The sequence below is a fragment of the Lonepinella koalarum genome (genome assembly GCF_004565475.1).
Lineage (GTDB): Bacteria > Pseudomonadota > Gammaproteobacteria > Enterobacterales > Pasteurellaceae > Lonepinella > Lonepinella koalarum.
In genome coordinates, this window is record NZ_SRHX01000003.1 from 220,969 (window position 1) to 242,525 (window position 21,557).

General features: G+C 38.1%; 19 protein-coding genes. 11 read left to right on the plus strand and 8 right to left on the minus strand.

All coding sequences use genetic code 11. From position 1 onward, the window contains the following. Nucleotides 1-22 precede the first annotated feature (22 nt). The 6 genes from hfq to E0709_RS05700 form a co-directional block, all read right to left on the minus strand. Nucleotides 23-298, minus strand: coding sequence for an RNA chaperone Hfq (gene hfq / locus E0709_RS05675; protein ID WP_132300700.1), 276 nt, complete (start codon nt 296-298; stop codon nt 23-25). Between the two features lie 60 nt (nt 299-358). Then, nucleotides 359-1,297: a tRNA (adenosine(37)-N6)-dimethylallyltransferase MiaA gene (gene miaA, locus E0709_RS05680; protein WP_132300698.1), complete on the minus strand. Its 939-nt coding sequence runs from the start codon at nt 1,295-1,297 to the stop codon at nt 359-361. Nucleotides 1,298-1,306: 9 nt separating this feature from the next. After that, a complete protein-coding gene (gene mutL / locus E0709_RS05685; protein ID WP_132300696.1) occupies nt 1,307-3,124 on the minus strand; it encodes a DNA mismatch repair endonuclease MutL in 1,818 nt (605 codons plus the stop codon). 23 nt (nt 3,125-3,147) lie between these two features. Continuing rightward, on the minus strand, nt 3,148-4,653 hold the full coding sequence (locus tag E0709_RS05690; protein ID WP_132300694.1) for an N-acetylmuramoyl-L-alanine amidase: 1,506 nt from the start codon (nt 4,651-4,653) through the stop codon (nt 3,148-3,150). Nucleotides 4,654-4,667: 14 nt separating this feature from the next. Further along, the gene (gene tsaE, locus E0709_RS05695; protein ID WP_132300692.1) at nt 4,668-5,144 is read right to left on the minus strand and encodes a tRNA (adenosine(37)-N6)-threonylcarbamoyltransferase complex ATPase subunit type 1 TsaE; all 477 of its coding nucleotides are present in this window, start codon (nt 5,142-5,144) and stop codon (nt 4,668-4,670) included. A 179-nt stretch (nt 5,145-5,323) separates the two neighbouring features. After that, nucleotides 5,324-5,794, minus strand: a complete 471-nt coding sequence (locus tag E0709_RS05700; protein ID WP_228777385.1) for a LexA family protein — start codon at nt 5,792-5,794, stop codon at nt 5,324-5,326. A gap of 249 nt (nt 5,795-6,043) precedes the next feature. Between E0709_RS05700 and sstT the strand changes: the two genes are divergently transcribed. Continuing rightward, the gene (gene sstT / locus E0709_RS05705) at nt 6,044-7,270 is read left to right on the plus strand and encodes a serine/threonine transporter SstT (RefSeq protein WP_132300690.1); all 1,227 of its coding nucleotides are present in this window, start codon (nt 6,044-6,046) and stop codon (nt 7,268-7,270) included. 117 nt (nt 7,271-7,387) lie between these two features. Here sstT and lysS read toward each other — a convergent pair whose 3' ends face one another. Continuing rightward, nucleotides 7,388-8,896, minus strand: coding sequence for a lysine--tRNA ligase (gene lysS / locus E0709_RS05710; RefSeq protein ID WP_132300688.1), 1,509 nt, complete (start codon nt 8,894-8,896; stop codon nt 7,388-7,390). Between the two features lie 74 nt (nt 8,897-8,970). After that, nucleotides 8,971-10,069, minus strand: a protein-coding gene (prfB, locus tag E0709_RS05715) for a peptide chain release factor 2 (protein WP_132300686.1) whose coding sequence is annotated in 2 segments (ribosomal slippage) — nt 8,971-9,993 and nt 9,995-10,069 — 1,098 coding nt in all. Because the reading frame shifts where the segments join, the coding sequence is not laid out codon by codon here. A gap of 159 nt (nt 10,070-10,228) precedes the next feature. Here prfB and dsbC point away from each other — a divergent pair. The 10 genes from dsbC (at nt 10,229) to E0709_RS05765 (ending at nt 21,535) form a co-directional block, all read left to right on the plus strand. Next, complete coding sequence (gene dsbC, locus E0709_RS05720) at nt 10,229-10,921, plus strand: bifunctional protein-disulfide isomerase/oxidoreductase DsbC (RefSeq protein WP_132300684.1); 693 nt, start codon at nt 10,229-10,231, stop codon at nt 10,919-10,921. Nucleotides 10,922-10,983: 62 nt separating this feature from the next. Then, entirely contained in the window at nt 10,984-12,708 is a 1,725-nt protein-coding gene (recJ, locus tag E0709_RS05725; protein ID WP_132300682.1) for a single-stranded-DNA-specific exonuclease RecJ, read from the plus strand. A gap of 3 nt (nt 12,709-12,711) precedes the next feature. Next, nucleotides 12,712-13,395 carry a thiol:disulfide interchange protein DsbA/DsbL gene (locus E0709_RS05730; protein ID WP_228777384.1) on the plus strand — a complete coding sequence of 228 codons (684 nt, stop codon included), beginning with the start codon at nt 12,712-12,714 and terminating at the stop codon, nt 13,393-13,395. Beyond that, nucleotides 13,392-14,081, plus strand: coding sequence for a 5'-methylthioadenosine/adenosylhomocysteine nucleosidase (locus tag E0709_RS05735; protein WP_132300680.1), 690 nt, complete (start codon nt 13,392-13,394; stop codon nt 14,079-14,081). The genes E0709_RS05730 and E0709_RS05735 overlap by 4 nt, the downstream gene beginning before the upstream one ends. 54 nt (nt 14,082-14,135) lie before the next feature. Beyond that, on the plus strand, nt 14,136-15,686 hold the full coding sequence (locus E0709_RS05740) for a glycosyltransferase family protein (protein WP_132300678.1): 1,551 nt from the start codon (nt 14,136-14,138) through the stop codon (nt 15,684-15,686). Then, the gene (metC, locus tag E0709_RS05745; protein WP_132300676.1) at nt 15,683-16,885 is read left to right on the plus strand and encodes a cystathionine beta-lyase; all 1,203 of its coding nucleotides are present in this window, start codon (nt 15,683-15,685) and stop codon (nt 16,883-16,885) included. The genes E0709_RS05740 and metC overlap by 4 nt, the downstream gene beginning before the upstream one ends. A 182-nt stretch (nt 16,886-17,067) precedes the next feature. Then, nucleotides 17,068-17,325 carry a phosphocarrier protein Hpr gene (ptsH, locus tag E0709_RS05750; protein WP_132300674.1) on the plus strand — a complete coding sequence of 86 codons (258 nt, stop codon included), beginning with the start codon at nt 17,068-17,070 and terminating at the stop codon, nt 17,323-17,325. 108 nt (nt 17,326-17,433) lie between these two features. Next, nucleotides 17,434-19,161 carry a phosphoenolpyruvate-protein phosphotransferase PtsI gene (gene ptsI, locus E0709_RS05755; RefSeq protein WP_132300672.1) on the plus strand — a complete coding sequence of 576 codons (1,728 nt, stop codon included), beginning with the start codon at nt 17,434-17,436 and terminating at the stop codon, nt 19,159-19,161. 64 nt (nt 19,162-19,225) lie between these two features. Next, on the plus strand, nt 19,226-19,726 hold the full coding sequence (gene crr, locus E0709_RS05760; RefSeq protein ID WP_132300670.1) for a PTS glucose transporter subunit IIA: 501 nt from the start codon (nt 19,226-19,228) through the stop codon (nt 19,724-19,726). Nucleotides 19,727-19,939: 213 nt separating this feature from the next. Further along, nucleotides 19,940-21,535, plus strand: a complete 1,596-nt coding sequence (locus E0709_RS05765) for an L-lactate permease (protein WP_132300668.1) — start codon at nt 19,940-19,942, stop codon at nt 21,533-21,535. Nucleotides 21,536-21,557 lie beyond the last annotated feature (22 nt).

Below are 21,557 nucleotides of genomic sequence, written 5' to 3' on the forward strand. Positions count from 1 at the left end.
TGGAGCAAATAGTCTGTCAATCTTATTCCGTCGGGGTTTCCGTTTCAGGTTGTGGTGCGTTTTGGTATTGCTGTGCATTATTATTATGATGCGATACTGAACGAGCAGGTACAACCGTTGAAATAGCGTGTTTATACACCATTTGATTCACCGTATTTTTTAACAAAATCACAAATTGATCGAAAGATTCAATTTGCCCTTGTAGTTTGATACCGTTGACTAAATAAATTGAAACCGGAATACGCTCACGACGGAGTGCGTTTAAGTAAGGATCTTGTAATGATTGCCCTTTTGCCATTTTATTTTCCTTCTTATTATTGTTATACGTTAGCACGTTTTGGCTAACTATCTCACTATATCAATTTTGCATAGCAAGATCAAAGGCTTGTTGTACCTTTTGAAGATTTTGTTCATTTTCTAAGCTATCTAGCCATTGAATAGGGGTTTTCCAGCCACGTAACCAAGTAATTTGTCGTTTGGCAAGCTGTCTTGTGGCACAAATTCCACGATAAATCGCTTCATTTAAATCATAATCACCACGTAAATGTTCCCACATTTGACGATAACCTACGCAACGAATAGAGGGTAAATGAATATTTAAATCAGATCGAGCATACAGTTTTTCCACTTCTTCCTGAAAACCTTGTTTAATCATGTTGTGAAAACGCTGTTCAATACGTTGATGTAATATGCCACGATCTTCAGGGGCGATGGCAAATTGCAAGAGATGATAGGGGAGTGATTCACCTTTTTGTTCAGTCAATTCAGTTAACGATTTTCCGGTTAAATAAAACACCTCTAAAGCGCGATTAATGCGTTGGCTATCATTGGGGTTAATGCGTTGTGCAGAAATGGGATCGATTTGAGCCAGTTCTTGATGTAAACTCGTCCATCCCCGTTGTTCTGCTTTATTTTCAATTTTTTGACGTATATTTTCATCAGCATTAGGCAACGGTGAAAGTCCTTCTAATAAGGCTTTGTAATACAGCATTGTGCCCCCCACTAATAAAGGAATTTTGCCTTGATGGGTAATTTCCGCCATTTCGCGCAAAGCATCGGTGCGGAAATTCATGGCAGAATAGCTTTCTGCGGGATCAAGAATATCAATTAAACGATGTGGGGCCAGATTTAATTCTGCGGCACTCGGTTTGGCTGTACCGATGTCCATTCCTTTATAAATTAACGCACTATCTACGCTGATAATTTCTACCGGCAAAGTTTGATATAAGCGAATGGCTAAATCGGTTTTCCCCGATGCAGTAGGACCCATGAGAAAAATGGCAGTAGGTTTTGACATTGTTATTCCTTATGGCAAATAGCTTGAGAAATCCAATTTAATCAGCAAGGATGTCAACGGATTTTGTGTTTTTGCCAACAGTTCTACTTCTTGTAATAAATTCACCGCACTGGCAAGACTGGTAATATCGTTCAGTTCAATCAAATTTAAAAGTGCGGTGAAAAAATCGGTGTTTTTTTCGATATTGAGATGAAGCAAAGAAACCACAATTTTTTGGAGATTTTGTTGACGTAAACATTGTGGTACGCAATTGAGCGTAATGCGGTGTTGGGTTAAATTTTCCACAAATTCAAAGCCATATTCTGCAAAAAAGGTTTTTTGTTGTTGCCATTGCGCCTGTTGTTGGTTATCTAAACGAAAAACAACAGGAATAAGTAAAGGTTGTTTGCTGTGATGCGGGTCGCTAAGTGCGAGTTCAACCCGTTGTTTTTGCAAGCGATCCAACGGCAATAAATAAAAATCCTGATGTTGTTGCAATAACAATGCTTTATTTTCAACGAATGACAATACTCGTAATACATTGGTTTGCGACGTTATTGGTTCAACTACAACATTTGAAATATTTTTTGTTTTTTCAGTTTGAAGTAATTCACCATATAACCGTTGTTCGGTTTTGCTTGGTGTATGGGTTTCAATCTGTGCTACAGGTGGTAAAGGATGCGGTGTAAAATAAGAGGTTTTGGGGCAGGTTTTGCCTGGATGAGTAAAAATATTTTCTCCAGCGGCTTGGCGATTGGGTTTTACCGTTGCTTGATAATCCGCTGCGGGTTCTTCAATTTGAATATGGCAAGATGACGCGTGATTGTCATATGAATGAAAATTGAGCTGTTGCGCGGATAATAAGGCATTGCTTACCCCTTGATAAATAAAATCGTGAATCAGACGAGCTTGTTGAAAACGTACTTCGTGCTTTGTTGGATGAACATTTACATCCACATCATTGGGATTAAGATCCAAAAATAACACAAAGGCGGGGGATTGTTCAGTATTTAAATGCTCGGCACAGGCTTGGCGAATTGCATGCGTGACGACTTTATCCTTTACCATTCGACCATTGATATAACAATAATTTAACTCATTTTGTGAACGAGAACAGTCAGATATAGCTATCCAGCCTGATAAATGCAAATCGTCGTGTTTCCAGTTGATTGCAAGGGCTTGTTGGACAAAATCCTCCCCACAAATCGCCGAAACACGTTTCAAAATTTGTGATTTTTCCACCGCACTTTTATATTGACGAATGATTTTACCATTGTGCGTGAGGGTAAAAGCAATCTGCGATTTGGCGAGTGCAATACGGCGGATCACTTCATCAATATGAGCAAATTCAGTTTTATCTGAACGTAAGAATTTCCGTCTAGCTGGTGTATTGAAAAATAAATTCGCTACTTCAACCGTTGTGCCAACAGGGTGTGAAGCGGGTACGATAGTGCTTTGCTGTTCACGTCCTTGCACATAGACTTGCCACGCTTCTTTTTGTTCAGCGGTGCGAGAAGTTAAGGTTAAACGAGATACTGAACTAATACTCGCCAAGGCTTCGCCACGAAAACCGAGACTTAAAATGGATTCTAAATCTTCCAAGCAAGTAATTTTACTGGTCGCATGACGAGCTAAGGCTAAAGCTAATTCCTCTTTGACAATGCCACAACCATTATCTCGAATCCGAATCAGTGTTGCGCCCCCCCTTTCAATATCAATTTGAATGCGATCCGCCCCAGCATCAAGGCTATTTTCTACTAATTCTTTCACCACCGACGCAGGGCGTTCCACCACTTCGCCAGCAGCGATTTGGTTAGCTAATTGTGGTGGCAGAATGTGAATAGCCATGGTGTATTCTGTTCCCTTGTTTTTTATTCTCGAATTTGGATTTTTTGTCCAGTTATGACTTTACCGTCTTTTAACTTCGGATTCAGTTTTAAAATCGTATTTGGCGGAATGTCATATAAACGACCAACCGCATAAATCGTCTGATCCTTTTCAATGGTATGATATTTCGGAATTTGTGTACTTTTTCCCTTACTATCTTTGACGTTTTTTACGTTAGTTTTGTTATTGTCTTTGCTGACCGTTTTTGTATTACTTTCTTTCTTAGCGGTATCGGTATTGCTGTTTTTTTCCGTTGTTTTACTGTTGTGGGTTGGAATTTTGAGTTTTTCATCAATACGTAATTCTTTTCGTTTAAGTTGGTTTAATGTCACAATATCGTCCACGCTTACATTATATTTTTTCGCAATTTTATTTAAAGACTCACCAGATTTAACCGTATGCACAACGCCACTGTCTTTAATGTTATTATTGTCAGTAGATTTATCTGCTTTTTTATCCTTCGCTTTGGCGGTAGATATTGTCGAGTTTTTACCGTTATCTGGAATTTTAATGGTTTCATCAATCCATAATTCTTTACGTTTAAGATTATTTAAACTCAGAATATCCGCAGATTTTACGCCATACTTTTGAGCTAAACCACCAAGGGTTTCTCCAGATTTTACTTTATGACGAATACCACTGTCTTTTAGTGTATTGTTTTGACTATTATTTTTTATTGTGGTTTTTGTGTTTTCTTTTACGGTTTCTCTATAGGTTACTGTAGTATTGACATCTATCCCCCCATTACGGCGACGATAATCCACCAATCCTTGATAAATAATATAAGCAATTCGTTTACGATAAGATTGGGTGCTAAGTTTCGCTTCTTCTTCCGTGTTGGATAAGAATCCTGTTTCGACTAAAACCGAGGGAATATCAGGCGAACGTAATACACCCAGACTGGCGTGTTGTGGACGGCTTCGACTGAGGGGGGTAATTTTGGCAAAGTGTTGTAAAATCGTCGTGCCTAATTCATAACCTACACGTTGGCTATGACCAAATTGCAGATCCAATACAGTTTGATTAAGATAGGCTTCTTTGCTGTGAGATAGCACTTTACCGGCACCGCCAAGTAATTCCGATTGTTTTTCGTGATCCTCTAACCATTGTCCCATTTCATCATTAGCTCGGCGATTAGACAATACCCATACTGAAGCGCCGCGTAAAGTTGGTTTTAGCGAAGAATCGGCATGAATGGATATGAGATAGTTGGCTTTATTACGCCGTGCAATTTCTGAACGTGCCGGCACCGTAATATAATAATCACCGCTACGCGTGAGAACGCCACGGAAATTCGGATCTTTGTCTAATAAAGCTTTCAGTTCACGAGCAATAGAAAGCGTGACATTTTTTTCGTAAATATGTAGGTTGCGTCCAATTGCTCCCGGATCTTTACCCCCATGTCCGGGATCGATTGCAATCGTCCAAACTTCCGCAAAAGCGCCAGAAGAAAAAAGTGCGGTTAAAATTAACAGTAAAATACGTTTCATTCGATAAAATAGTCTTATGGTAATTGGTTAATAATTTCTGTTCCGAGCAAGCTGTTAGACACTAATTCAATATTTCGAGCCGTATTATCATAGCTTATATTAATGAATAGATCTGGCGAATTTAATATGCCTTCACCTTTTTCCGCCCATTCAATTAGGCAAATAGAATTGGTTGTGAAATAATCACGAATACCCATAAATTCCAATTCTTCAGGATCATTAAGGCGATACAGATCAAAGTGATAAATATGTTTATTTGCTATATGGTATTCTTCCACTAAAGTATAAGTTGGGCTTTTTACATTACCTTGATGCCCTAAACCTTGAATCATGCCACGACTTAACGTGGTTTTTCCTGCACCTAAGTCGCCATTTAAATAGACAACAAAACCGTGAGAAATATCAATTTGGTTAATTAATTTAATTAATTTTTCACCAAATAAACAAGTGGCTTGTTCATCTTTAAGATGTTGATAGTATGTTGTCTGCATTAAGATTGTTAATCAATTGGTTATAAAAATAAACAAAATTATACCGCACTTTGCGAAGTTTAACAGTAAAAATCTGTTTACCGTAAAATTAAGGATGGGGTTGTATAGGCTTGTGATAAAGTGAGAATAAAATAGAGACTATCAGTATAGATAGTATATCTGATGTCTCTATGTGGGTATTATGCGGCAAATTTTACGCTATTTTTACGTGGCTTAATTTGATGAATAGTGTTGGTAACGGTGCCAATAATAGGTAATTCAGCCCAGTTATTGGTTTTAATATGATGTGCTTTTGAGCTTAACGGAAAGAACACAAATTCACCATTATTGTGATTAACGAACTCATAAATTTCCATTTGCTGTGCCACTTCTAGAACTACCAAATCACCTAAAGATAAGCTATCATTTTTTTCTACAACGAGCATATCATCTTGTTCAATTCCCCATGCTAGCATATCAGGATTAGTGACACGAATAAAACACGTTTGTTGCGGACGTTTGATACAATATAAATTCAAATCAAGTTTTCGACTATAATTTTTTTTCATCGCTTGGCGATCTTCAAAATAGGGGATCGGATGGTAAGAAAAATCATTGGCGATCATTGTATTGGTATCGTGGTAGCGAGCATTTTGCATAGCGTTATTCATAATAATTACCCTGTAAAAATTTAAACTTGTTTGTATGAACAGGTGTATGTTACTGTTTTTTGAAACAGTTAGTCAAGAGAAATTTAGATCTTTTTTAATTATTAATATCAATTTTTATAAAAGCAAGAATCTCAGATTTTTATTATTTCTTTTAGCTTGAATTTCAGCTATCTTTAGTTTGCGTATTGGATCGTAAGATCTGTGTGATTAACCCGCAAGCAAACGCTTGCATCATTTTGTGATTAACTTATGAATAGTTCACGTTTATTTTCATTTTTATTCCAAGGAAGTTTGGTTAAACGAATTTCTATTGGTTTAGTTCTCGGTATTTTGCTTGCTGTGATTTCTCCTGAGTTAGCAGCTAAATTCGGGGTATTAGGTACCATTTTTGTTAAGGCATTGCGTGCTGTTGCACCAATTCTGGTCTTTGTATTAGTGGTATCAGCCATTGCAACACGAGAAGTCGGTGCCAAAAGCAATATGAAATCTATTGTTTGGCTGTATATTTGTGGAACATTTTTAGCCGCCGTAACAGCGGTTATTGTCAGTTTCATTTTTCCGGTTACGATTCCATTACAGGCTGCCGAAAATGCATTAAGTCCACCAGAATCTATTGGTGAAGTATTAACCACGGTTGTCTTAAATATTTTTGATAATCCGATTAAGGCATTAGCAGATGCGAATTTTATCGGTATTTTAGCTTGGGCGATTGCCTTGGGCTTAGTATTACGTCGTGCCGCGGACAGTACTAAAAATGTATTTAATGATATTTCGGAAGCGGTGTCTAAAATTGTTCATTTAGTGATTAGTTTGGCACCTTTTGGGGTATTTGGTCTGGTTGCCGATACATTAGCGGACAAAGGATTGGGTGCGTTAGCAAATTATGTATATTTGTTATCGGTATTATTAGGTTCAATGTTTTTTGTTGCTTTGGTGATAAATCCAATCATTGTATATTGGAAAATTCGTCGCAATCCATATCCATTAGTATGGGAATGTATTCGGGTCAGCGGTGTTACTGCCTTTTTCACACGTAGTTCAGCGGCGAATATTCCGGTTAACATGGAATTAGCAAAACGCTTAAATTTAAATGAAGAAACCTATTCGGTATCGATTCCGTTAGGAGCGACCATTAATATGGGTGGTGCCGCCATTACTATTACCATTTTAACCTTAGCGGCAGTGAATACCTTAGGTATCCAAGTCTCTATTCCTTCAGCAATTTTGTTAAGCCTTGTTTCTGCCATTTGTGCTTGTGGTGCATCTGGTGTGGCGGGTGGCTCATTATTATTAATTCCATTAGCTTGTAGCTTATTTGGTATTTCTGCGGATATTGCTGTTCAAGTGATTGCGGTAGGCTTTATTATTGGTGTATTGCAAGACTCTACTGAAACGGCATTAAACTCATCAACTGATGTACTTTTTACAGCAGCAGTTTGTCAAGCTGAAGAGCTGAAAGAACAAAAATCAGCATAATTGGATGTTATTAGCGTAGTTATTATCGCGTAGGTGTGTTTGTCTAGGCTAAAATAAGCGAAAAAAAACCGCACTTTGATTTATTTTAAAGTGCGGTTAAATTTACCTTTTTTCAGATTATTTCTGTTTCATCGCAGGGAATAGAATTACATCACGAATGGAGGCGGCGTTAGCAAATAACATTGCTAAACGGTCAATACCTAAGCCCTCACCTGCTGTTGGTGGTAAACCGTGTTCAAGGGCGACCACGAAGTCATCATCTTTAAACATGGCTTCATCATCACCCGCATCTTTGGCTGCAACTTGGGCATCAAAGCGTTCCGCTTGATCTTCCGCATCGTTAAGTTCGGAGAAACCATTACCAATTTCACGACCACCGATAAAGAGTTCAAAACGATCGGTCACTTCACGATTGTCATCATTACGGCGTGCTAATGGGGAGATTTCCGCTGGGTGAGCCATTAAGAATGTTGGCTGAATTAAGTGATGTTCTGCCACTTCTTCAAAAATCGCATTGATGATTGAACCTAAGCCCCAAGATTTTTGTACTTCAATACCCAGTTTTTTGGCAACAGCTTTAGCACGATCGAGATCATAAAGATCGTCTTTTACAATGCCTTTATCTGCACCGTATTTAAGCACTGCATCGTGCATGGTAATACGCTCAAATGGCTTGCCGAAATCAAATTCGTATTCGCCGTAAGGCACAATCGTCGTACCCAGAATATCAAGGGCTAATTTGCGTAGCAATTCTTCGGTGTTATCCATTAAATCGTGATAGTCTGCGTATGCTTGATAATATTCAATCATGGTAAATTCAGGGTTATGACGCACAGAAACGCCCTCATTACGGAAATTACGGTTCAATTCAAACACTCGTTCAAAACCGCCCACTACTAAGCGTTTTAAATACAGCTCTGGGGCAATACGCAAGTACATATCAATGTCTAAGGCATTGTGATGGGTCACAAATGGACGTGCTGCCGCACCACCAGGGATCACTTGCAACATGGGGGTTTCCACTTCAATAAAGCCTTTACTTAGGAAAAATTCACGCATACCTGAAATGACTTTAGAACGAATAATAAACGTACGGCGAGAATCTTCGTTCGCAATTAAATCTAAATAACGTTGACGATAGCGGATTTCTTGATCGCTCAAACCATGGAATTTATCGGGTAATGGACGTAATGCCTTGGTTAATAATTGCACTTCATGGGCTTTAACGGTTAATTCATTGGTTTTGGTTTTAAATAATGTCCCTTTTACACCGACAATATCGCCTAAATCCCAATGTCCTACATCCTCTTTGTAAACACCTTCAGGTAAATTATCACGTGCTACATAAAGCTGAATTTTGCCACTCATATCTTGTAAGGTGATAAATGTTGCTTTGCCCATTGCACGGCGCGTCATGATACGACCTGCTACGGCAACTTGAATGTTTTCCGCTTTTAATGCTTCGCCATCTGTACTGTCGTGTTTATCGTGTAAATCTTGGGCTAACGCATCACGGCGGAATGTGTTAGGGAACGCATTGCCTTTTGCTCGTAATGCTTTTAATTTGTCGCGACGGACTGCCATTTCACCATGAAAATCCAGTGCTGTTGTTTGTTGTTCTGACATATTGGTTACCTTTTAAATATTGATTATGTTTATTGGGCGTATGCAATACGCCCCTACAATTTTTATAAAATAGATTACAATCCAGCCTTTAGGCTTGCTTCAATAAATCGATCTAAATCGCCATCAAGCACCGCTTGGGTATTGCGATTTTCCACGCCAGTGCGTAAATCTTTAATCCGACTATCATCTAATACATAGGAACGAATCTGACTGCCCCAGCCAATGTCGGATTTGCTTTCTTCCAAGGCTTGTTTATCGGCATTTTTCTTCATCATTTCCATTTCATACAGCTTGGCTTTGAGCTGTTTCATACATTGATCTTTGTTTTTGTGCTGCGAACGGTCGTTTTGACATTGCACTACAATACCGCTTGGAATATGGGTAATTCGCACCGCACTTTCGGTTTTATTGACGTGCTGACCACCTGCTCCTGAGGCACGATACACATCAATGCGTAAATCCGCCGGATTGATGTCAATATCAATATCATCATCAATTTCAGGGTAAATAAAGGCAGCAGCAAAAGAGGTATGACGGCGATTATTGCTATCAAACGGGCTCTTGCGCACTAAACGGTGAATGCCAGTTTCTGTACGTAACCAGCCGAAAGCATATTCGCCAGACACCTTAATAGTCGCTGATTTCAGACCAGCTACATCACCATCGGACACTTCCATTAATTCCGTCTTAAAGCCTTTCGATTCCGCCCAACGTAAATACATTCGCAATAGCATTTCTGTCCAGTCTTGTGCTTCCGTTCCGCCCGAGCCTGCTTGTAAATCCACATAACAATCGCAACTGTCGTGTTGACCGCTGAACATACGTTGAAATTCTAATTTGGCTAACTGCTGTTCTAATTCATCAAGTTCTGCAACAGCTTCATTAAAGGTTTGTTCATCTTCGCCCTCAATGGCTAATTCTAACAATCCGTCCACGTCTTCCAAACCTTGATCGAGTTTTTTAATGGTATTGACCACTAATTCAAGGGCAGAGCGTTCTTTGCCTAAGGCTTGGGCTTTTTCAGGTTGATGCCAGACTTCAGGTTGTTCTAATTCGGCGTTGACTTCTTCTAATCGTTCGACTTTGGCTTCAAAGTCAAAGATACCCCCGAAGTACATTGGTACGTTCAGAAAGTGCGGTAATTTTATTTTTTACTGGGTTAATTTCAAACATAACATGATTTCTTAAATTCTGTGAGCCGTGAATTATAGTCTATTTACCAGCAGTTGTGTAGTGTTTGGCAAAATCGATTATCAGTTAAATAGTTAAATTCAACGGAAAATTGTGGTAAACTGATCGCATTTATTTGGAATGATGATTATGGAAAATAAAATGTACAAAATTTTCACCGCAGTTTTTCTCTCGTTCTTAGCTTTTCATGCCATAGCGGATGATAAAGCCATTATTGCCAAATTAACTAAGATGGGGTTGCAGCAAGTTGAAGTTAACGATTCACCGATTCAGGGATTAAAAACAGTCAATACGGAAGAAGGGATTTTATATGCCAGTGATGATGCGAAATATATTTTGCACGGTAAATTATATGAATTAACCGATAAAGGGCCTGTTGATGTATCGGCAAAATCCTTAATGGCAAGGTTAGAGAGTTATAAAAATGATATGATCATTTATCCGGCTAAACATGAAAAGCACGTGGTGACTGTGTTTATGGATATTAGTTGTTATTATTGCCATAAATTACACGAGCAAATGAAAGAATATAATGCGCAAGGTATTACGGTGCGTTATTTAGCCTTTCCACGTCGCGGGGTAGCAAGCAATGATCAAACCGCTCAACAGATGGAAGCGATTTTTACTGCTCAAGATCCTATGCAAGCCTTAAATGATGCAGAACAAGGTAATCTACCAAAACAATTAAAAACGCCAAATGTTGTCGTTAAACATTATAAGTTGGGTATTGCTTTCGGAGTACAAGGTACACCAGCTATTGTGACTGAAAATGGCGAAGTGATTGGTGGTTATTTGGAACCGAAAGCCTTACTTGCTGAATTAACTAATAACTAACAATTAGGGGCAGATTAGATAATGTGCCCTATGATGATTAATTAATAATAACAATAATTCCTGTGCATAAAATCATTCAACGAAGATCCGTACCGGCAGGTTCACCTGTTTGTGATAACCCTTTATTAGATCGTTTATATCGTTCTCGTCATATTCAAAATTCACAACAATTAGACCGCACTTTGTCGTCCATGTTATCACCGTATTTATTATCAGGTATGCAAACTGCGGTGCAATTATTGGCAGATTCTCGAGAGAAAAAAATTGTGATTGTCGGGGATTTTGATGCAGATGGTGCAACCAGTACAGCTTTAGCAGTAATGGCATTACGTCAGTTAGGCTTTACCGATGTGAATTATTTGATCCCAAACCGTTTTGAACAGGGTTATGGATTAAGTGTCGCAGTGGCAGAAACCGCATTGGCACAAGGTGTTGATGTTCTGATGACGGTGGATAATGGGGTGTCGTCTTTAGATGGTGTGGATTATTTAAAGCAACATGATGTGAGCGTCATTATTACCGATCACCATTTGCCAGCAGAACAGTTGCCGAACGCAGATGCTATGGTAAATCCGAATTTAGCTGGCTGTGATTTTCCATCAAAATCTTTAGCCGGCGTCGGTGTGACTTTTTATGTCATGTTGGCATTGCGCGCTAAGTTGCGTGAAATGGGCGTATTTGATAGTCAAACTCAACCAAATTTTACCGATTTATTGGATTTGGTCGCTTTGGGAACCATTGCGGATGTGGTGCCGTTAGATCAAAATAATCGAATTTTGGCTTATCAAGGATTATTACGTATTCGTGCCGAGCATTGTTGTTGTGGTATTCGAGCCTTAGTGGAAGTGGCGAATAAAAATATTCATCAATTAACTGCCAGTGATTTAGGCTTTTCCATTGCACCAAGGTTAAACGCAGCTGGGAGATTGGATAATATGTCCATCGGGGTTGAATTGTTATTAACTGACAGCATGGCGCAGGCTCGAGCTTTAGCCTTAGAATTAGATGAATTAAATCAAACACGTAAAGAAATTGAACAGGGTATGAAATTGGAGGCATTAGAAATTTGTCGAAAATTAACCGCAGTTAATCGCGAACAGCAATTACCTTTAGGTGTCGCCTTGTATCAAGCGGATTGGCACCAAGGTGTGTTGGGAATTGTGGCATCTCGCATTAAAGATCAATTTCATCGCCCTACTGTCGCTTTTGCGCAAGATGGTGATAAGGTATTAAAAGGATCAGCTCGTTCGGTGGAAGGGTTGCATATGCGAGATTTATTGGCACGTGTACACCAACGTCATCCAGAAATGATTTTAAAATTCGGTGGTCATGCGATGGCGGCAGGATTAAGTATTCGAGCAGATATGTTTGAACAATTTCAACACAGTTTTAATGATGTAGTCACGGAATCACTAGGGGATGATGAATTGCAAGGCACTCTATGGACAGATGGCGAATTGGCATCGTCCTTATTAACTGTTCAAACCGCCGAAACATTAAAACAGTCAGGACCTTGGGGACAGGCCTTTCCTGAGCCTGTTTTTGACGGTGAATTTAAAATCTTGCAGCAACGTGTAGTCGGAGAACGTCATTTGAAAATGTTGCTAGAACCGAAACAGGGCGGACAACTGATTGATGCCATTGCTTTTAATATTGATACTCGCTATTATCCTGATATGTCTATTAAACAAGCAAGATTGGTGTATAAATTAGATATTAATGAATTTCGTGGTCATCGGAATATTCAATTATTAGTGGATTATATTGAGCCAGTCATGTTAGTGTAAGCTATGAAATATTTATCGATATTATTTTTGTTATTATGTAGTAGTATGGCTTGGGCGGATAATAATGCGCTACAAAAAAACACAGCAGAATTAGCCAGTACGGAAAATGAAAAAACGTTTCAAGATGGGAGGGATTATTTTTCCTATACTACACCGATCAATATGCAGTTAGAAAAAGGGCGAGTGCAGATTCAATCTTTTTTTGATTACGATTGCCGGACTTGTGTTAATGTGCAAGATATTTTGGTGTTATATCAAGAATTAAATTCAGATCGCGTAAGCTATGAAGAATATCCGATTGCTACTGCAAATGCGCATTATTCAGCCCAAGTGTTTTATAGTTTACATCAGATGAAACGTGATGATGTTTCTGATTTATTGTTATTTGAAACAACAGAAGTGTCACGTTATATTGAGTTAGCTAAATTAGAAAATTTGTCAGTCTGGTTGCAACAACATCAAGTGGATGAAAAACGATTTAATAACATTTTTTATGCAAATTCAACCATAAAATTGGTGAATTCAGCCATTGCAAGAACGGAAAAATATGGCGTATTTACCTATCCTTTTGTGGTAATAAATGGTAAATATGTATTAACCATTAGCACGCTGTATAATGATGATTATACTTTCGCGGTGTTAGATTATTTAGTCAATAAAGTAATTCTGGAACAACAAGATAAATGAAAATTGGTATTGTCGGTGCAATGGCACAGGAAGTGGACATTCTGTTAGGGTTAATGACCGAAAAAACAGAAATTAAAGTGGCAAGTGCGGTGATTTTTGACGGAAAAATTGCAGGTAAATCGGTGGTGTTAGTGCAATCGGGGATCGGTAAAGTTGCTGCGGCTATTGCTACAACCGCATTATTACAATTGGCCAAACCAGATGTGGTCATTAATACTGGATCCGCTGGTGGGGTGGCACAAGGTTTGAAAGTAGGAGATATTGTGATTTCCACTGAAACCGCTTATCACGATGTGGATGTGACGGTATTTGGTTATGCCAAAGGGCAATTACCGGCTTGTCCTGCTGTTTTTCTTTCAGATCAAAAATTAACTGCACTGGCGGGAAAAATAGCACAACAACAGGGGTATCGCGTTAAACAGGGTTTAATTTGTTCTGGTGATAGTTTTATTGCGGGGGGGGAATCGTTACAACGCATTAAAGCCGATTTCCCACAAGTTACGGCAGTAGAAATGGAAGCCACGGCGATTGCTCAAGTTTGTCATAGTTTTGCTGTACCGTTTGTTGTCGTGCGAGCCATTTCTGATGCTGGTGACGGGCAAGCGAATATGTCTTTCGAAGAATTTCTACCTTTAGCTGCCAACATGTCATCACAAATGGTATTGGCAATGATACAACAACTTTAAAGCAAATAATGTTTGAATATGAAAGGATTAATTATTGCTTATACTGAGAAATTTATGCATTCTCTGCTAAATACCCTGCCTGAATCATTAATTATCTCAAATAGATATTATTATTTGCCGTCTTTTGGCAATATTCTCTATTTGGAACATTTGTCAGAACAAGATATGGATTGTATTTATATTTCTGATGAAGTAAATGATCAATTAAAGGATATTTCTACTATTGTAGAAGCCTTAGCCAGTTGGTTTTATGTATTAAAGGAAAATGGCTATTTGGTGATTAGTAAAACATCTAATTTGACAGCACAACATATCCAACAGTTTCTGTCTGATTTCGCGGAGTTGAGTGAGTTTGACGAGCAGAATGTTCCCTATTATATGGTTAAAAAACGAATTGCTTTACCCACGAAAGACGTGCTGCATGAAACGGCAATAAAGTTGTGCGAACAAGGTGATATTGACCGTGCGGAAATGGTGCTATTTAAATTATATATGTTGTATCCTCGTTTTCCTTTTTGTTATCTTCTACAAGCCAATATTTGGTTGCAAACAAAAGGGGGTGATTATGCTAATGTGTTGTGGCAACGGGCGCTTAGACATACGCATTGTTCGCAAAACTTAATTTTTTATGCTCTTCATTTATTACGTATTAATAACTATCATTTAGGCTTTCAGCAGCGTAAAGACTGTCTGTTTAAGCAAGATTATTTTCCATCTCGTAGCCCGATTATTCCTAATATGTTAGATAAACGGTTGTGTGGGGCGGTAGAGAAATTGAAACAAAAGACTTTACTCGTATGGTCTGAATTTGGTTTGGGCGATGAAATCATGTTTGGACAACTAGCTTATTATTTAAAACATCATTGCCATGTAGCAAAATTAATTTTTATGGTGCAAAAGCCCATTAAAACATTATTTGAAACGCATCCTGATATTGATCTGGTGTTAGATGCATCATTAATGAATGAGACGTCATTCCCTGATTATGATTATTGGGTTTATCCCCATGATCTGTTAGCTCACGTTTCTGAGCCGTTTAATTTATTACCCAAACGCTATCCTTATTTTTTTGCAAAACACGAGAACAAAGCGAAATTTTCCGCATTAATGCAAAGTGATAAAATAAAAATAGGGTTTGTTTTTCGAGGTAATCCTAGCCATGAGAATGATAAAGCACGCTCAGTGCATAATGTTGCTTTGATTGAACCATTGTTACAATTTTCTGAACAAATTCAATGGTATTGTATTCAGAAAGAAATTAATCAACAGGAAAGGACTTTATTTGACAAATACTCAATTCCTTATTTAGGGCAATATTTTGATTGTATGGCAGATACGGCAGGGGCAGTGGCTCAACTAGATTATTTGGTGAGCGTGGATACTTCGGTGATTCATTTAGCCGGTTCCTTAGGGATTAAGGGTTTTGTATTAGTGCCTTTTTATACTGACTGGCGTTGGGGTTATCAAGGTGATGAAAATCTATGGTATCCTACGATTAAAGTGTTGCGTCAACGTTTTGATTTTAATTGGACGCCGGTATTTGAACGCTTAAAGGTAGAATTGCATGAAATTATCGCGAATAGATATAATGAGGAAATAGTATGAGCAAAAAATATTCATTAACCACAACCTTAGTGCATGCAGGGCGAAATAAACGCGTCACCCAAGGGGCGGTAAATCCTGTGATTCAGCGTGCATCTTCGTTGCTTTTTGACAATTTAGCAGAGAAAAGACAAGCGACCATTAATCGCGCTAAACAAGCATTATTTTATGGTCGCCGTGGTACATTAACGCATTTTGCGTTACAAGATTTAATGTGTGAAATGGAGGGAGGGGCAGGTTGTTATCTTTATCCTTGTGGTGCAGCAGCAATTACTAATAGTATTTTAGCTTTTGTTAAGGCCGGTGAGCATATTTTGATGTCGGGAGCAGCTTATGAACCGAGTCAAGATTTTTGTCATCGAATTCTGAAAAAAATGGGGGTTGAAACGACATTTTATGATCCGATGTGCGGTGCAAAAATTGCAGATTTGATGCAACCTAATACGCGTGTGGTTTTCCTTGAAACGCCGAGTTCGTTGACCATGGAAGTGCCGGATGTACCAGCCATTGTACAAGCGGTGAGAGCCGTGAATCCTGATGTAGTGATTATGGCAGATAATACATGGGGTGGAGGTATTTTATTTAAAGCACTTGATTATGGCGTGGATATTTCTATTCAGGCGGGGACTAAATATTTAGTCGGGCATTCTGATGTAATGATAGGTACTGCTGTTGCAAATGCGCGTTGTTGGGATCAATTGCGTGAGCATTCCTATTTAATGGGGCAAATGGTAGATGCAGACAGTGCTTATACAACAGCACGGGGAATTCGATCGTTAGCTGTTCGTTTTAAACAACATGAAGAAAGTAGTATTCAAATCGCTAAATGGTTAGCGCAACAACCGGAAGTGAAAGCAGTTTATCACCCAGCGTTGCCAAGTTGTTTAGGGCATGAGTTTTTTAAACGTGACTTTACCGGTTCAGCTGGCTTATTTTCTTTTGAGTTAAAACAAAAATTAAATGCACAACAACTTTCCGCTTTTATGGATCATTTTGAATTATTTACTATGGCATATTCTTGGGGTGGTTTTGAGAGTTTAATTTTATATAACCAACCGGAAGATATTGCCAAAATTCGTCCAAATATTGACCGCACTTTAAGCGGGACATTAATTCGCGTGCATATTGGTTTTGAAGCGGTAGATGAGCTTATTTTAGACTTAAGGGCTGGGCTAGATCGATTACAATCGGAACAAAGTTAATAATCTGTTAATGAGTGATGGTTATTTAGCCGATTTGCTAATTATTTTCAGTTTTTTGTCAATTTTAACGTGATTCAATTTCATTAATCGCTTAGAATAAACGTATTTACTTACTATCAAGGCTTATGCAAAAATAGTGTAAGATTTCATTTAAATCAAAAATCAAAAAAAGAGGAAACATTATGTACTCAAAAGACGTTGAAATTACCGCGCCAAGTGGTTTACATACGCGCCCTGCGGCACAATTCGTAAAAGAAGCGAAAGGGTTTAGTTCGGATATTACCGTGACTTCTGCTGGTAAAAGTGCAAGTGCAAAAAGCTTATTTAAATTACAAACTTTAGGATTAACCCAAGGTACGGTAATTACAATTTCTGCAGAAGGTGAAGATGAGCAAGCCGCAGTAGATCATTTAGTGGCATTAATACCTACTTTAGAATAATTTTTTGTTTAGCCATAAGCGTTATTTTTACGTAGATTGATGTTTGCGATAAAAATAGCATTGTGGCTATTATTTTATTGTCATTTCATTTCAGTCAGAAGGTAAATTATGATTTCAGGAATTCCAGCATCTCCGGGTATCGTTTTTGGTAACGCTTTGGTGCTTAAAGAAGAAAAAATTGTCCTTGATATGCACAAAATCACAGATCAGCAAATTGATAGTGAAATTGCTCGTTTTTATCAAGGACGTGACGCCGCCGTTGAGCAGCTTAGTTCTATTCGTGATCGTGCATTTAAATCATTAGGCGAAGATAAGGCAGCGATCTTTGAAGGTCATCTGATGATTTTAGAAGATGAGGAACTGGAAGAAGAAATCATAGATTATTTGCGTTCAAATAAAGTCAATGCGGCTGTTGCGACCAGTAAAATTATCGATCAGCAAGTCACTATGTTGTCTGAAATTGATGATGAATATTTGAAAGAACGTGCTGGAGATATTCGTGATATTGGTAATCGTTTGATTAAAAATATTCTCGGTATGAAGATTGTAGACTTAGGTGATATTAATGAAGAAGTGATTTTAGTCGCTTATGATTTAACCCCGTCTGAAACCGCACAATTGAATTTAGATAAAGTATTAGGTTTTATTACCGATATTGGCGGGCGTACTTCACATACCTCAATTATGGCTCGTTCGTTGGAATTGCCAGCAATTGTGGGGACAAATAATGTAACTGAATTAGTCAATACCGGTGATTTTTTAGTATTAGATGCGGTGAATAACCAAGTCTTAGTTAACCCAACTCAAGCTGAAATAGATGCGTTAAAATCAGCACAAGAAAAATTAGCAGCTGAAAAAGCAGAGTTAGCTAAATTAAAAGATTTACCTGCTATGACATTAGACGGTCATCGTGTTGATGTGGTAGCAAATATTGGGACAATTCGTGATTGTGAAGGTGCCGATCGTAACGGTGCGGAAGGCGTTGGTTTGTATCGTACCGAATTCTTATTTATGGATCGTGATCAATTACCAAGTGAAGAAGAACAATTTATTGCTTATAAAGAAGTTGTTGAAGCAATGAATGGTCGTCTTGTGGTATTACGTACTATGGATATTGGTGGTGACAAAGAATTGCCATATATGAATTTACCAAAAGAAATGAATCCATTCTTAGGCTGGCGTGCGATTCGTATCGCCATGGAGCGTCGTGAAATTTTACATGCTCAATTACGTGCAGTGTTAAGAGCGTCTGCTTTTGGTAAATTGGCAATGATGTTCCCGATGATTATTTCTGTGGAAGAAATTCGCGAATTAAAATCCGTGATTGAAGCCTTAAAACAAGAATTACGTAATGAAGGAAAAGCCTTTGATGAAAATATTCAAGTGGGTGTAATGGTAGAAACACCATCAGCTGCAGTGAATGCGAAATTCTTAGCTAAAGAAGTAGATTTCTTTAGTATCGGTACCAATGACTTAACCCAATATACCTTAGCGGTTGATCGTGGTAACGAAATGATTTCTCACATGTATAATCCAATGGCACCGTCAGTACTCAGTTTAATTAAACAAGTTATTGATGCCTCCCATGCAGAAGGAAAATGGACCGGTATGTGTGGTGAATTAGCCGGTGATGAACGTGCGACAATCTTGTTGTTAGGTATGGGATTAGATGAATTCAGTATGAGCGCAATTTCAGTACCAGCTATTAAGAAAATTATTCGTAACGTGAATTATCAGGATGCAAAAGCATTGGCAGAGCAAGCGTTACAACAACCAACTGCGGTGGAAATTGAGAAATTAGTTGATGATTTCTTAAAGGAAAACGCATTTAATTAGATACAAAGCAAAGATTTTGGGTTAAAATACGCAAAATCTTTGTTCATATTGCAGGAGAGTAAAAATGGGATTTTTTGATAAATTATTTGGTGCGAAAGAAAGTAAAGCGGTTGAAGTCGAAATCTATGCTCCACTTTCAGGTGAAATTGTGAATATCGAAGATGTGCCAGATGTCGTTTTCTCTGAGAAAATTGTTGGTGACGGAATCGCGATTCGTCCAAATAGTAATAAGATTGTCGCCCCTGTAGATGGTGTGGTTGGTAAAATTTTTGAGACTAATCATGCCTTTTCCATGGAGTCAAAAGAAGGCATTGAATTATTCGTTCACTTCGGTATTGATACTGTAGAATTGAAAGGGGAAGGATTTACCCGCGTCGCGAAAGAAGGTCAAGAAGTTAAACGTGGTGATACCGTGATTGAATTTGATCTCGAATTATTAGAGCAAAAAGCAAAATCAGTATTAACTCCAGTAGTGATTTCAAATATGGATGAAATCAGTAATATTAGTAAAAAAGTAGGTGATGTGGTTGCTGGTGAATCCGTTATTTTAGTATTGAAAAAATAATCCTATATGATTGAATTAAAGCCCATTTTATGGGCTTTTTATTATCACTATCCTTATCTTATCTCTTGATTTATTCATTATATTGCGTATAAAACAGGCATTTGTGTTATAAAAATGTAACATAGATCACAAAATTGCAACTTTCTACTATTTTTATTTTTAGATTTTTATAAAATACGCAGCCTATTTGCCAAATGTTTTAGAGAGGTTTATATGGCATTGTTTTTAAGTATTTTTCCCATTGTGCTATTAATTTATTTAATGGTTAAACGTAACCCAGTCCCTTCTTATATTGCTCTTCCAATGGTTGCAATATTGGTTTATTTAATTAAAGTTTTCTATTTTGATGCTGATTTGGTATTAGTGAATGCTAGTGTGGTATCGGGCTATATCTCAACACTATCCCCAATTACCGTTATTTTTGGTGCGATTCTCTTTCATAGAACACTTGAAAATTCAGGGGCATTGAATACGTTACGTCAATGGCTATCCAATATTAACCCAAATCCTGTTGCACAGTTAATGATTATCGCTTGGGCGTTTGCCTTTATGCTTGAAGGAGCAAGTGGTTTTGGTACACCTCCTGCTATTGCCGCACCAATCTTAATTGGATTAGGTTTTAAACCGTTCCGTGTGGCCTGTTTAGCTTTAGCAATGAACTCCGTGCCAGTTTCTTTCGGCGCGGTGGGAGTTCCAACTTGGTTTGGTTTTTCACCATTAGGTTTGTCGGTTCAACAAACTCTTGAGGTTAGTGGTATGACAGCCTTAATTCATTCGGTTGCCGCCTTTATTATTCCTGTGATTGCCTTGCTTTTTGTTGTGGAATGGAAGGAGGTTAAACGTAATATTCTTTTTGTATATATCAGTATTATTGCTTGTGTAGTGCCTTATTTCCTACTTGCTCAAATCAATTATGAGTTCCCTTCATTAGCCGGTGGTGCGATAGGTTTGTTAATTTCTATTGTGGTGGCAAATTTTGGCATTGGTTTAGCCAAAGTGGAAAATGCTGAAACAAATATTCTGATTACTACAGGGCAAATATTCAAAGCCTTATCTCCAACCTTATTATTAATAGCTGTGTTAGTGGTAACAAGATTACCGCAACTGCCATTTAATGCAATGATTCAAGATAAAACCGAATGGTTAAGTTTTTCTTTAGGGTATTTAGGTGATTTCACTATCACCAAAGGATTGGTGCTTTCATTAAATCATATTTTTGCAACCACTATTTCGGATAACTACCGTTTACTTTACGTACCAGCGTTGATTCCATTTGGTATTGTGTCGTTGTTGACGTTCTTTATTTATCGTTTAACCGTAAAAGAAGTGCACGAAATTGCGATGCGTACTATTAAACAGGGAATTAGACCGTTCTGGGCGATGTTTGGCTCTCTTGTTATGGTAAAATTGATGACAATGGGCGGCGATAGTTCTATGGTAAAAATTATTGGTACGAGTTTTGCCAGTGTTGCTGGTGAATCTTGGACTTATTTCTCCGCTTATTTAGGGGCTATTGGGTCATTCTTCTCGGGTTCTAATACCGTTTCTAACTTGACCTTTGGTGGTGTTCAATTCTCCACAGCGGAATTGGTTGGCTTAAATACGTCCTTAATTTTAGCCTTGCAATCTGTTGGTGGTGCAATGGGTAATATGATTTGCGTAAATAACATTATTGCGGTCAGTACTATTGTGAATTTACAAAATCAAGAAGGTGAAATCTTGAAGAAAACGACTATTCCCATGTTAATTTATGGTGTAATTGCCGCAATTGCTGCGACTTTTATTGTGCCACTATTCTATTCAATTTAATTAAATGATAATTTAAAAAGAG